This window comes from Pseudoalteromonas sp. UBA2102 (assembly GCF_002331165.1).
GTDB lineage: Bacteria > Pseudomonadota > Gammaproteobacteria > Enterobacterales > Alteromonadaceae > Pseudoalteromonas > Pseudoalteromonas atlantica.
Genome location: NZ_DCYU01000098.1, coordinates 36,723 through 49,747 on the forward strand (window position 1 = coordinate 36,723; position 13,025 = coordinate 49,747).

Annotated in this window: 11 protein-coding genes and 1 pseudogene; 2 read left to right on the forward strand and 10 right to left on the reverse strand. The window is 40.7% G+C overall.

Annotation, left to right across the window (positions count from 1 at the left end):
• From B2R65_RS13805 to B2R65_RS13820, 4 genes are all read right to left on the reverse strand, one after another.
• Positions 1 to 353: pilus assembly protein N-terminal domain-containing protein (locus tag B2R65_RS13805; protein ID WP_286743530.1), on the reverse strand; the 353-nt coding region annotated here is incomplete at its 3' end.
• A gap of 183 nt (positions 354 to 536) precedes the next feature.
• Positions 537 to 1,109, reverse strand: coding sequence for a MiaE family protein (locus B2R65_RS13810; RefSeq protein WP_055253579.1), 573 nt, complete (start codon positions 1,107 to 1,109; stop codon positions 537 to 539).
• A gap of 75 nt (positions 1,110 to 1,184) precedes the next feature.
• Positions 1,185 to 1,814, reverse strand: a complete 630-nt coding sequence (locus B2R65_RS13815; RefSeq protein WP_055253581.1) for a sulfotransferase — start codon at positions 1,812 to 1,814, stop codon at positions 1,185 to 1,187.
• Positions 1,815 to 1,825: 11 nt separating this feature from the next.
• Positions 1,826 to 2,200, reverse strand: coding sequence for an MAPEG family protein (locus tag B2R65_RS13820; RefSeq protein WP_286743535.1), 375 nt, complete (start codon positions 2,198 to 2,200; stop codon positions 1,826 to 1,828).
• A 118-nt stretch (positions 2,201 to 2,318) separates the two neighbouring features.
• Here B2R65_RS13820 and B2R65_RS13825 point away from each other — a divergent pair, with 118 nt between their 5' ends.
• Positions 2,319 to 3,677: a DUF2254 domain-containing protein gene (locus B2R65_RS13825; RefSeq protein ID WP_286743538.1), complete on the forward strand. Its 1,359-nt coding sequence runs from the start codon at positions 2,319 to 2,321 to the stop codon at positions 3,675 to 3,677.
• Here the strand turns inward: B2R65_RS13825 and B2R65_RS13830 are convergent.
• The 3 genes from B2R65_RS13830 to ggt form a co-directional block, all read right to left on the reverse strand.
• Entirely contained in the window at positions 3,667 to 4,395 is a 729-nt protein-coding gene (locus tag B2R65_RS13830) for an SIMPL domain-containing protein (RefSeq protein WP_286743541.1), read from the reverse strand. The genes B2R65_RS13825 and B2R65_RS13830 overlap by 11 nt on opposite strands.
• A 151-nt stretch (positions 4,396 to 4,546) precedes the next feature.
• Positions 4,547 to 6,241 carry an NAD-dependent malic enzyme gene (locus tag B2R65_RS13835; RefSeq protein ID WP_286743544.1) on the reverse strand — a complete coding sequence of 565 codons (1,695 nt, stop codon included), beginning with the start codon at positions 6,239 to 6,241 and terminating at the stop codon, positions 4,547 to 4,549.
• Positions 6,242 to 6,383: 142 nt separating this feature from the next.
• Complete coding sequence (gene ggt / locus B2R65_RS13840) at positions 6,384 to 8,162, reverse strand: gamma-glutamyltransferase (protein WP_004586603.1); 1,779 nt, start codon at positions 8,160 to 8,162, stop codon at positions 6,384 to 6,386.
• Positions 8,163 to 8,259: 97 nt separating this feature from the next.
• On the opposite strand from ggt, the gene rrtA reads away from it, so the two are divergent.
• A complete protein-coding gene (gene rrtA, locus B2R65_RS13845; protein ID WP_286743549.1) occupies positions 8,260 to 8,838 on the forward strand; it encodes a rhombosortase in 579 nt (192 codons plus the stop codon).
• A gap of 85 nt (positions 8,839 to 8,923) precedes the next feature.
• Here rrtA and B2R65_RS13850 read toward each other — a convergent pair whose 3' ends face one another.
• The 3 genes and pseudogenes from B2R65_RS13850 to B2R65_RS13860 all read right to left on the reverse strand — a co-directional run.
• A complete protein-coding gene (locus B2R65_RS13850; protein WP_286743552.1) occupies positions 8,924 to 11,431 on the reverse strand; it encodes a S9 family peptidase in 2,508 nt (835 codons plus the stop codon).
• 104 nt (positions 11,432 to 11,535) lie between these two features.
• Positions 11,536 to 12,699: an endonuclease/exonuclease/phosphatase family protein gene (locus B2R65_RS13855; RefSeq protein ID WP_286743554.1), complete on the reverse strand. Its 1,164-nt coding sequence runs from the start codon at positions 12,697 to 12,699 to the stop codon at positions 11,536 to 11,538.
• Between the two features lie 115 nt (positions 12,700 to 12,814).
• Positions 12,815 to 13,025: pseudogene (locus B2R65_RS13860) on the reverse strand (5-(carboxyamino)imidazole ribonucleotide synthase); the annotation flags it as partial.

Genomic DNA, 13,025 nt, shown 5'->3' on the forward strand with positions numbered 1-13,025 from the left:
TGAATATCGTTAAGGGCATTTTCAAGTACACTGTAGTCTTCGGTCACGCCTAGTAAAAATGTTTCTGATGTGTTGTCGTCATACCACACCATCATAGAGGTGCGGCCCAACTTTTTAGCTAAAATTAACAGCTCGCGTCCGTTTACTACGTTTACATCGAGTGTGGTTTCGTGGCCTAGTGCAACACGTGCTATATCGCGGTTAAATACAAAGCGAGTATGAGTCCACTTAACTAAGTGAGATACTTTTTTTACTCTATCGCCATTGGCGTTTTCTATGTAATTTAAACTGCTTTGCTTGGCGTATACACAGCACGGTAAAAAAAGTATTACAAAAATAATGGCTTTAAACATATGCGCGTCCTCAAGTATGCGTTGGTTTAACAGAGCAAGTTTAAGACCAGCAAATATTTAGCTTTAAATTCAATAAATTAAAATGATTGGAGATATAAGCACAGACGGCTTTAGTATTTTGATTTGCAAAATGCAAATGAAGTTAGGAGAGAAGGCACAAAGCAGTGCTTTGTGCCAAAAGTATTAATGCAGTGCGGCAGTAAAAGGAATGCTTTTACAAATTTCAGCTTCAGCGACTAGTAGCTCTTCTAAACGGATATCAACTTCTTCTTTATCAAAGTATTCGTACGCTAACTCTACAAATAAGTTTTTATGTTTTTCTTCTGATTTAGCAATCGCCACATAAAAGTCTTTTTCTTTACCCTCTGGTAATGCTTGAGCAACCAATGAAAAGCGCTCGTGGCCGCGGGCTTCAATAACGCCGCCAACCAGTAATCTATCCATTAAAAATCCATCACGGCCATGTCTAAATAAAGCGCGTATTTGTTTTATGTATGGATCTTTTTTGTCATCACCTAAATTAGTATCGCGTTCAATAAGCAGTTTAAGCACTTGTTTAAAGTGGATTAACTCCTCAAGCGCTAAATCGGTCATGGCTTTTACCAGTTTACGTTTGTCTGGGTAATGAGACAGCATAGAAATAGCCATGCCCGATGCCTTTTTCTCAGCAGCAGCGTGGTCTTGTAAAAACGTATTAAAGTCGGCTAAAACCGCTTCGGTCCATTCAAAGGGGGTGTTGTATTTTAATTCAAACATTTTTTGTACTACTTAAAAAATAATGCGGGGATTTTAGCGTATTTAATAGTAAAAATCTTGCCGCGCAGGGCAAAATTAACGCATATAAGGTAAATGCTTATCTATGCGCCCTTTTGCTGTTGAGTCAATTTTTAATGGGTGTTTAATATCGTTCCATGCGGTCACTTTGCCGCCTATGTTCATTTTTTCAAAGTCGGTGCGCTCGCTTTTAATGCCTAAAAACGCAGTAAGCAGGGCAAAACTTTGTGGCTTTGCTATATCAATTTCTAAGTAGTCGTTACTGCGATGCTTAAAATACTCACGCGCGTTTGCTAAATGTGTGTTGTAGCACTTTGCTAAATAATCATCTTGGTTAATATTATCAATCGATAAGTCAGTAAAGGTCGTTAAGTAACAGCGCTTTATATGAATATTAAAACCACCGTCTGGGCGCGTTAAATTAGTATGCATTCGCAGCAGCAATTGCCTAATTGAGGCAATCCAGGGTGTTTTTTCGCGCGCTAAATATATAAATTTAGCGCCGGGGTAATGGCTATCTAATGCTCGGTAGTCATTAAACACAGGGGTATCGGCTATGGCTGTGGCGTTTTCAAAACAATACGAGGTGTACGCGGTGTGCGCCGTGGCAATGCCAAACTCTAAAAAAGCGTGGCATACACTAGTGGTGCCTGTACGCGGAAGCCCTATTATAAATATTTTACTCATAACAGCTATTACTAACTATTGCGTGTTACAAGCAACAAAAAGGCACTAATAGCCATCACTAAAAAGGTGGCAATGGTACCAATTTGGCGATACTTAAGGTTGTTTTCAACAATGCCTAAATTGTGAAAAACGCGCCCTATTAATAATGCGCCACCTAAAATATTACAATAATGACTGGCGAGGCCTTGGTATTCGGCTAAAAAAAGCAAAATAATCGCAAAGGGTACGTATTCCATAAAATTAGCATGGGCACGCACAGCACGTTGTAATTTAGGGCTGCCGTTATCGCCAAGCGACACTTGTTCGCTGCGGCGCACTTTGATCACATTAAAACTTAAGTAAATATAATAAAACGCTAAAAGCGCAGCATACGTAGAAACTATCACGGTGTTGTCCTGTTTTATTTTTGGCAATAATAACATAGTTTTGCACAATCATAAGTTTACTTAGTAACTATGCTACAGTGTGTATTAGTTGAATTTTATAACGCAATGAAAGGAATTTATGTTTGTCCCTCGCAAAGTAGCCGACCGCTATCGTGAAATGATCAACAGCATTGGCTTTTACCCTTCTGTACTTTCGGTTGGTTTTTTACTTTTTGCTGTAATTACCATGTCGCTTGAATACATAGCACCTGTAGAGCAGCTCAAGGCGTTTATATCTGTTGTGCTCGTAGATAGCGCCGAAAATGCCCGCACCATTTTAAGCACGCTAGCAGGCAGTATTATATCGCTTACGGTGTTTAGTTTTTCTATGGTGATGGTGGTTTTAAATTCGGCCAGCGCCAGTTTATCTCCGCGGGTTGTACCTGGGCTTATTACCCGTAAGTCACATCAAATGGTATTGGGCTTTTATTTAGGCAGCATAATTTACTCAATTATTATGCTCATTAACATTAATAAGCTTGAAGGTGGCGATACCGCTATTCCATCGCTTGGGGTGCTGCTGTCATTGGTGTTTGGCTTAGTATCGCTTGGCTTGTTTGTATTTTTTATTCATTCAATATCTAAAGCCATTCAAGTAGATAATGTACTTAACGGTTTATTTAGCCAAACTAAACGCGAAATTAAAGCCATTGTCGATAGGCAATCAGAAAAACCGTTCACTGACTTTCCTGATTTTACACAATGGCACTCAGTTAATAGCACCACCGAGGGTTATTACAAAGGGGTGCATACAGATAAGTTATGCGCCATATTAGCCGAGGAAAATATTCGGGTGTATATCTCGGTAAACCAAGGTTACTTTACCGTTAAAGGCTATCCGTTTTTAAAATGCGATAAAGACATTTCAAATAACGAAGAACTTATTGCTAAAATTTTAGACTGCTTTATTTTTTATATAGAAGAGTACATTAGCGATCATTACCGTTATGGATTAACGCAAATTTCAGAAATTGCCGTTAAAGCAATGAGCCCAGGTATTAACGATCCTGGTACAGCGGTTAAATCGATAGATATGCTGAGTATTTTATTAATTGAACGCCTGTCGCTTAACGATACAAACTATTCGTTTAAACACAGCGACAACGCCCCATTACTCTTTATACACGAAACCAGTTTTGATGAGTTACTGCACGATAACTTTACGCCACTGCGTAATTACGCAAAAGGCGATGCGTATGTAATGACGAACGTTTTAGAGGCATTTAAAAATATATTGTTTGTAGCGCATGGCAATGATGCAGCCCGAAACAGCCTATTTAATTACTTAAATGCCATTGTAGATGACATAAACGAGCATGTAAGTAACGAATACGACAGACAAGAAATTACCAACATGCTTAACGCGATTGCCCGCATTAGCAAGCCACAAGGGGATAAACTAGTGGCTCGTTTTATCTGCCAACATACTAGTCAATAAAGTAAACCGCATAGCTAGACGCTGTTACTTTAATTTCTCCAGCATGATACGCATCAGGAACAAAATTACCGGGTGCGCTATCTGCTACCATCATGGTTTTTTCTGAGCGAGCATAAGGCTGAGCAGGTACGTTCATTGGGCTTAGCGACGCTGTATATAACCCTTTTAGCTCAACGCCGTAATCGGCACTTAGTTCTTTGGCGGCTTTACGGGCATCTTGAATGGCCAGTTTTTGCGCCTGTTTGTGCAGCTCTTCATAGTTACTCGCTAAAAATTGCGTTTGGATTATTTGGTTAATGCCGTTATTTACCAGGTTTTGTAACAGCTGAGGGTATTTTTCGATTTGCGAGAGCTTAACGCTTAACGTGCGCGACACTCTAAAGCCTTTAAATTCTTGCTCGCCAGAGCTTCTGTTGTATTGGCTTTCGCGATTTATAGAAATATGCCCTGCATTAATATTACCGTCTTTAATGCCAAGCTCTTTTACTAATTTGATCGCTTTGGCCATGGTTTTATCGGCCTTGTTTTTAGCATCAATTAGGTCTTTATCTATTTCTACAATGCCTACGCTTAATTGTACGTAGTCAGGCATAGTGGTTACGGTTGCTTCACCTTTAACATAAATATGAGGAGCGTTAGGTGTTGAGTTTGCATGCGCATCAACGCTTAAAGTACTTAAGACAATTGCGCTACTTAATAAAAGAATGTGTGTTTTCATTGCATTATCCATTGTATTTTTGTTGTCACCATTAAAGAGCCTACGTGGTTAACAATAAATGAACAAGCACAAAAAAACAGGCAATTGCCTGTTTTTTGTAACTGGCTGTAACCAACGTACAGCCTTATTTACTTTACGTTACTTAGCGTAATTAAATGCTACAACGTTTGTAGTTACGGTATTTAGGTAACCAGTAATTTCTATCAATAGCAGCCCACAGTGCATCGTCGCTAATCTCAAGAGCTACGCCCTCTTCAATTGCTTTTTTAGCCACTGCAAATGCAATACGCTTACTTAACGTTTCAATTTCAGTCAGTGCAGGTAATAAGCTGCCTTTACCGGTGTTTGCACGGGGTGATGACTCAGCAAGCATTTCGCTCGACATACTCAGCATTGCATCGGTAATGCGTGTTGCTTTTGCTGCAATCACACCTAGGCCAATACCTGGGAAAATATAACTGTTGTTACATTGTGGAATTGGGAACACTTCACCATTAAATTCTACTGGGTCAAACGGGCTACCCGTTGCTACAAGTGCTTTACCTTCAGTCCATTTAATAACATCAGCTGGGTGTGCTTCAACCTGCTTAGATGGATTACTTAATGGGAAAATAATCGGTTGTTCACAACCTGAGTGCATCGCGCGGATAACTTGCTCGGTAAATAAGCCCGGTTGACCCGATACACCAATTAAAATATCAGGTGCTGCACAGTGCATTACATCTAATAATGAAGCGTATTCGCCGCTGTAAGTCCACTCGCTTAATGCAGCTTGTGGTTGCGCTAGTGCTTGTTGGAAATCGCGTAAGCCTTCCATACCTTCAGTGAGTAGGCCAAAACGGTCAACCATAAATACTTGGCTGCGCGCTTGTGCTTCGCTAATGCCTTCAAACACCATTTGGCTAATAATTTGCTCAGCTATACCACAACCGGCAGAGCCTGCGCCAACAAATACCACTTTTTGCTCGCTAAGGGTTGAGCCTTTAACACGACACGCAGCTAATAAAGAGCCTACAGTTACCGCTGCTGTACCTTGAATGTCATCATTAAAGCTACAAATTTCGTTACGGTAGCGTTTAAGTAATGGCATAGCGTTTGGCTGTGCAAAATCTTCAAACTGCAGTAATACATTTGGCCAGCGACGTTTAACCGCTTTAATGAATAAGTCTAAAAACTCATCGTATTCATCTTGCGCAATACGCTTATGACGCGCGCCCATGTACATAGGATCATTAAGAAGTTTTTCGTTGTTAGTACCTACATCAAGCATTACAGGTAATGTGTACGCTGGGCTAATGCCACCACACGCTGTGTAAAGTGATAACTTACCAATAGGAATACCCATGCCACCAATACCCTGATCGCCTAGGCCTAAAATACGTTCGCCATCGGTAACCACAATTACTTTTACTTTGCCTTTGGTGGCGTTACGTAGAATGTCGTCAATTTGATAGCGATCTTCGTAAGAAATAAATAAGCCACGTGCACTGCGGTAAATATCTGAGAATTTTTCACAGGCATCACCAACCGTTGGCGTGTAAATAATTGGCATCATTTCTTCAAGATGATCACGCACTAAACGGTAGTAAAGTGTTTCGTTGTTATCTTGAATGGCACGCAAGTAAATATGCTTGTTTAAGTTATCGTTAAAGCTTGAATACTGCTGATAACAACGCTCAACCTGCTCTTCAATTGTTTCAAAACGTGGAGGAAGCAAACCCGCAAGGTTAAAGTTTTCGCGTTCTTTTTTACTAAACGCGCTGCCTTTGTTTAAAAGCGGAGTTTCAATTAGGCCAGGGCCAGAGTAAGGAATATAAAGGTAGTTAGGATCAGTATTAGTTGTCATATTTCCAGGCTTTAACGGAGTCTTAAGTTATGATCTGCCATTATCATTGTAAAAGGTTAAATTGCAATGACAATTAAGCTTGTCAGACCATTGAGAGAAAACACATGCAGGCTTCACTGCCTGCATGGCTATTATACATAAATTAAAATTTGATAGTGGCGTTTTTGTCAGTTAAATCCGACAAAGCAACCCCTTCACGGCGCGGATCGGCACCGCCATACAATTTATTGTTTTTAACCTCTACGGCATGTAAGCCAGAGTTTAAATCAAGTACGCGCACCGCATGGCCGCGTTTAGTTAATTGTGGGGCTATGGCTTCAAGCGCAGTGCCTTTTTCAAGGCTCGTGTAATCGTTACGATTGGTGGTTCTTGGCAGGTTAATCGCCTCTTGCGCCGATAAGTTCCAATCCAGTACACCAATAACCACTTGCGCTACGTAATCAATGATACGGCTGCCACCTGGCGAGCCAACCACTAAGCGTAAGCTGCCGTCGTTGTTAAACACCATTACCGGCGACATAGAGCTGCGTGGGCGTTTGCCCGCTTCAACGCGGTTAGCTACTAATTTGCCGTCAATGCGTGGCGAAAGCGCAAAATCGGTTAATTGGTTATTTAAAATAAAGCCATTAACCATCACAGTTGAGCCAAATGCCATTTCAATTGAACTGGTCATTGATACGGCATTACCAAAGCTATCTACAATGGATACGTGTGATGTTGATGGCAGTTCAAAAGAATCATCTTTTGCGTAGCTTAAATAGCCTACCGGATTACCTGCTACTGCTTTTGTGTCTTGCTCAGTAATAAGCTTGGCGCGCGATGCAATGTACTTTTTATTTAACAGCTCTTTGGTAGGCACTTGTGTAAAATCAGGGTCACCCATGTACATATTACGATCGGCAAATGCTATGCGTGAGGCTTGGCTAAAGTAATGAATTGCCTCTTCGCTATTAGGTTTAAGCGCGCTCATGTCTTTGTGTTCTAGCAAGCCCAAAATTTGTAATACCGCTACACCACCACTGCTCGGTGGGGCCATAGAGCACACATTATAAGCACGGTATTTAATACATACTGCGTCGCGTTGCTTGCTTTTGTAATTAGCCAGGTCTGATTCGCTTAATGTACCCGGTGCAATTTTTGAATTTTGCACTGCGTTTACCATTTGCTTAGCGTTATCGCCTTTATAAAATGCATCAATGCCTTGTTTAGCAATGTCTTTGTATAAATTAGCTAAGGGCTGATTTTTTTTAATCGTACCGGCTTTAATTAATTCGCCATTAGGGTAAAAGTACTCGTTAATCACCGGCATACTCATTACACCTGGGTTTAATTGGCGAGCCAATAAACCATGTAAACGTGGCGACACCTCAAACCCCTGCTCGGCAAGTTTAATAGCAGGTTTAAATAACTCGCTCCACGCAAGTTTACCGTATTGTTGATGCGCACTTGCAAAGGCATGCAAAATACCTGGCACACCCACAGAGCGACCGCCAACAACTGCTTCAATCCACTTAACAGCTTTACCGTGTTTATCTAAAAACAGATTTTCGTCAGCATTTTGTGGCGCGGTTTCACGGCCATCAAAGCTTGTAAGTAGGTTATCGGCTTTGTTGTAGTACATCATAAATGTACCACCACCAATGCCCGATGATTGTGGCTCAACTAAGGTAAGCACTAATTGCGTTGCAATTGCCGCATCTACCGCGCTTCCGCCTTTAGCTAAAATCTGTTGTCCGGCTTGTGAGGCATACGGGTTGGCCGCGGCCACCATGTATTGATCACCAGTTACTAATTGTTTTTGTACAATTGAGGTGGTGGCTTCTGGCTCGCGAATTTCTAATTTTGCAGGTTCTTTTGCTATTGTTGGCAGCGTTACTGCAAACAAACCAATAGTAAATAATGACTTAAGTTTAAAATGCATAAAAATACTAAAAACACTTAATTACGTAGTTGTATTTGGCATCTTAAAGTTAAACGGGCACAATATGCAAAAATTTTGACTAAAAAAACATAATAAAATGCTTAATTTACCGCTACAACCTCGTTATTTACTTCCGCCATTATTTTTGATGCTTTTTAGTATTGTTTTTGCTGCATTTGATTTAAATAATTTACTTGAATTTAACCGAGCGCTCATTGAAAACGGCGAAGTTTGGCGAGTGTTTACCAGTCAATTTGTTCACGCTAACTGGGCGCATTTAGGATTAAACGCATTAGGCGTATTTTTAATTTGGTTACTGCATGGCGAATACACATCGCCTGCGCGTTATGCCTTTAATGTGTGTTTTTTAGCAATGTGGTGTGGGCTCGGCGTATTATGGTTTTGCCCTGCTATATCTATATACACGGGGTTAAGCGCCTTATTGCATGGTGTCATTATTTGGGGAGCGGTAAAAGACATTACCCTGTCGCTTAAATCGGGTTATTTATTATTTATAGGTGTGTGGATAAAAATAATAATGGAGCAAGTAAACGGCCCCGATGCAAGTATTGGCCAATTAATTGATTCAACCGTTGCCATTGATGCGCACTTAATTGGCGCGGTGGGCGGCTCATTGCTTGGCATACCTTTAGCAATTAAATACTTAAAAAAATAGCGATTAGGCTTTTCAATATTAATAAAAACGCCGCGTTAGTTAACGCGGCGTTTTTGTTTTTATACTTTAATTTTTAAATTTAAGATTAAAGTGTTTCTTTAAATAATTTATGAATACGGCGGTATTCATCTAACCAGCTTGAAGGCTGTACAAAGCCATGCGGCTCTACCGGGAAGATGGCCGTTTCAAAGTTTTGCTTTTCAAGTTCAATTAATCGCTGTACTAAACGTACTGAGTCTTGAAAAAACACGTTATCGTCAACCATAGGTGCGTTAATTAATAAGCGCTTGTTTAAGCCCTCTGCGTAATAAATTGGCGAGCTTCGCTCATACGCTATGGGATCTACATCTGGGTGATTTAAAATATTAGCCGTGTAAGCGGTGTTGTAATGCGCCCAATCGGTTACTGGACGAAGTGCTGCCCCAGATTGAAATAGCTCAGGGGTAGTAAATAGCGCCATAAAGGTCATAAAACCGCCGTATGAGCCACCGTATGTGCCTACTGCGTTGGTATCAACATTTGCGTTTTGCGCCATCCATTTAACGCCATCTGCTAAATCTTGCGTTTCAGGTGTACCCATTTGGCGATAAATCGCAGTACGCCAATCGCGGCCATAACCTTTAGAAGCGCGGTAATCCATATCCATCACTATGTAACCTTCATCGGCAAGTAATGAATGAAACATAAACTCACGAAAATACACAGACCAACCCATGTGTGAGTTTTGTAAATACCCTGCTCCGTGGTTAAAAATAACCGCTTTACGGGATTTGCCTGTTTCACCTTCTACATAGTCACTTGGGTAATACACCTTGGCATAAATAGGTTGCTCTGTGTGGCTAGATGGCACGGCAACTATTTTAGGTGCGGTGAGCTTTTTAGCTAAAAATTCATCCGACACCGTATGGGTGAGCTGTGTAGCTGTGGTGTTAGCTTTAGCATCGGCAACAAAAAGCTCTGTTGGCATTGTTATTTTAGAGTGCTTAAGCAGTAATTTACTTTCGTCTGGGCTTAACGTGTAGTCGGTCATACCGTTAAGGTCTGTCACTTGCTCGTTTTTACCTGTTTGTGGGTTAACACGGTAAATTTCGTAAAGACCTGGGTGCTCTACGTTTGCCTTGTAATATATAGCGCTATTATCATGAGTTAACGTAATGTCCGATACTTCAAACTGGCCACTAGTTAAAGCGGTTGCTTTGCCGTTAAGCGGTTTTTTGTAAAGCTGACTATAGCCCGACTCTTCCGATAAGTAATACAGGGTGTTTGAATTATGTAACCAGCCAAAATTGTTAAACGCGTAAGCTATCCAAGCATCATCATGCAGGCGGTGCTGCGACACAAGCTCGTTTTTATCAAAGTCTATTGTGGCTATCCAGCGGTCTTTGTTATCCCACGCCTCTAGCATAATGGCAACTTGCGTGCCGTCATCGTTCCACACTATGGGGGCTTGGTTTAAACCCCAATTAGTAATTAAGTTAATACCGCGTGGCGCTTTTTTAGATTTATACGTTTTACCATCACGCGCGTAGTTTTCTTTTTTAACCTCGGCTAAAACATCTTCATCAAAGCCCGGTAGCGTATCAAAGCTCAGTGGCGTTTGTGTTTTATCTACAAGGTTAATGTGTATCACCGATGATGTTTGCTCTTTTGCATCAGCCACACGACGGCGCACTTTTTTAGGCTCAATAGTGGCATCATCGGTGATGTAATTAGGCATAATATCGCCTTTATCACGCCACGATTGCTGCTTTTGCAGCACAACAATTAAAGCATCACCGTTTGGCGATAGTTGCGCTTCTTTAATTACATTGCCATCACCTAAATAAAAAGCGGTGTTAGCAATGGAGCTATTTTGCGCGTTTATTTGCTCATTGCGTGTTTGCGTATCCTGTTTGTTTTTATGCTGCAGCGCCACAAACTCAATCAGTTTGTGCTGCTCTTTTGCTATGTAACTAGTTGGCTCTTGTAAGCCTTTTGGCTCATCGGCCAATTTTAAGTTAGCAAGCTCTGTACTTAGCCCTGTTTTTAAATCAACTTTAAAAAACACATTACCTTGGCGGTAAACTAAATCGCCATTGTTTAAAAACTGTGGTTTAGACTCATTAGCTGAGGTTGCTGTTATTTGTGTAAGTTCACCCGTTGCTAGGTTTTTAACAAATACATTGCCTTTAAACGTATAAGCTTGAAGTGTTCTATCTGATGAATAAACCGCTTTAGAAGCACCTACAGTATGCAGTTTATCAAGTGAAACTTGCATCGCTTTTTTGCTGTTAATTGGCTGGCTATAAATATCGTTTAGGTTACTACTGCCTTGCTGCTTTTGAGCATAAATAATGGTGGCTGAATCACTTGCCCAGTACGCATTTTTAGGCTGGTTCCCTATCCAATCTGGATTTGCCATGGCTTGTTCTAGCGTAATATTTTGCGAGCCAACATCAGCAGGTGTGTTTACAACCGCAGCAACAGGAGTTGCTGGTAAAGCGCTTTGCTGTGATGAAGAGGTATTGGCGGTAGCACTACAACCTGCAAGCATAATGCTAGAGGTTACAGCAAGCGCTACTAATGTTTTTGATGACGATAGGTTAAAAATCATAGTGCTTCTATACGGTTATTATAATTGAGCCGTATTTAAGCAGAAGCACTTGAGTTATTGCAATTTTTTAAGATAAATAACACATTTTCACGGTAAAGCTGAGTTTACTCTATTAGCAAATCGAGCCACACCAACCGGTGATCGCTCGATGCGTTTCTATCTTTTATTAATCTATATTGCTCGCTGTTTTTAGTGGGCCAAAACACCCCGCCATCGTGTATTTTAAACCCATAGGTAGAGGGTAAAACATAATCTACACGCGCCTGCCAGTTAGCGGTAAAGTGCTTTGCGTATGACTGCGGGTACTGCTCTTTAGCACCGGCGCTTTGCGGTATAAATTGCGAATTTATAAGTGGATTATTTAAAATTTGATTGGTGGTTTCAACCCGTGCTTTATCCCCTTCAGGCGCGGCGTTTAAGTCACCTAAAATAACAAACCGCGAGTTTGCTTTTAATCCGCCTTTTTGGCCGTTATCGTCGTAAATATAGGCTTTATTAGCAACATAATCGGCAATTAACCTAACTTCGTCATGATTACGTTTGCCGTTTCTGTCTTCGTCGCCATCAAACACCGGCGGTGTTGGGTGCGAGGCAAGCACATGCACTGTTTTATTATTTACTACAACAGGTACATCCCAAAACGATTTTGAGCTAAGCCTAAGCGCCTGCCATTCTTGCGTGTTATACCAATTCTCTTTTGTTTTTGGGTCTACTGGCATTTGCGCATTAGGCATATCTTTATATTTAAACGTTTGAAGCGTGCGCAGTTTCTCAAGGTTAATGGGGTATTTAGATAAAATAGCCATTGCGTAATGGCCTTCAAAAAAACCAAAACCTTGCGCATCGCCCATTATAGCGGTTTTTTTACCGTTGTTATCAAGGTCAAATTCAGTAGCAAGGCCTGTATTTACAGGGGCAATAAAACTGTATGGGTAATCAATGGGGGCTTGTTTATTTTGGCTTACATTTAAAAACTGGCGTTTAAAATAATCTATACCTTGCGCTTTTGGTACGTAGTCAAACTCGTTTAATAAAATAATGTCAGGGCGAACACGCTGAATTATTTCGGCTATATTTTTTATTTGCTGGTGGTTTGATTTTAGTGCATTAACTAGCGCATCGGGGTTAACTTTCTCGCCTTTTGGCGTGTGATTAGTTGCATCCATACTCACATTAAAGGTGGCAATACGAAGGCTTTGGCTGGCTGTAGCATTTAAACTAAATGAAGCGGCAATGGCTAATGCGCCATAAAGTATGTTTAGTTTCATTTTTTTACTTCAAAAAATTAAAAAATAGACTTTACCAGTATTACACAATTAATACCTATTTTTATGACAAAAAAATACCGGCTTAAGCCGGTATTTAATAAGTTAATTGCAGCCTTTACTCACTTAGCATAAGTGCAGTAGCAGTTTTTAAAATGCCGGGGTACGCTTGCTCAGGTAAGTAATCGGTAAGTTGCCCAAGCTTATCGGCAAGTTTATTAATGTTATCTGCAGATACATTAATATGCCCCATTTTACGCCCAGGTTTTGCCGTTTTTCCGTACCAGTGGCTGGTTACATCACTGACTGTTAAAACCTCGGTAGGAATA

Excerpts from the sequence above, each read along its gene's own strand:
- rrtA (WP_286743549.1), top strand. The coding sequence starts at position 8,260 with ATGCTTAATTTACCGCTACAACCTCGTTATTTACTTCCGCCATTATTT.
- B2R65_RS13825 (WP_286743538.1), top strand. The coding sequence starts at position 2,319 with ATGTTTGTCCCTCGCAAAGTAGCCGACCGCTATCGTGAAATGATCAAC.
- B2R65_RS13850 (WP_286743552.1), bottom strand. The coding sequence starts at position 11,431 with ATGATTTTTAACCTATCGTCATCAAAAACATTAGTAGCGCTTGCTGTA.
- B2R65_RS13855 (WP_286743554.1), bottom strand. The coding sequence starts at position 12,699 with ATGAAACTAAACATACTTTATGGCGCATTAGCCATTGCCGCTTCATTT.
- B2R65_RS13810 (WP_055253579.1), bottom strand. The coding sequence starts at position 1,109 with ATGTTTGAATTAAAATACAACACCCCCTTTGAATGGACCGAAGCGGTT.
- B2R65_RS13815 (WP_055253581.1), bottom strand. The coding sequence starts at position 1,814 with ATGAGTAAAATATTTATAATAGGGCTTCCGCGTACAGGCACCACTAGT.
- B2R65_RS13835 (WP_286743544.1), bottom strand. The coding sequence starts at position 6,241 with ATGACAACTAATACTGATCCTAACTACCTTTATATTCCTTACTCTGGC.
- B2R65_RS13830 (WP_286743541.1), bottom strand. The coding sequence starts at position 4,395 with ATGAAAACACACATTCTTTTATTAAGTAGCGCAATTGTCTTAAGTACT.
- ggt (WP_004586603.1), bottom strand. The coding sequence starts at position 8,162 with ATGCATTTTAAACTTAAGTCATTATTTACTATTGGTTTGTTTGCAGTA.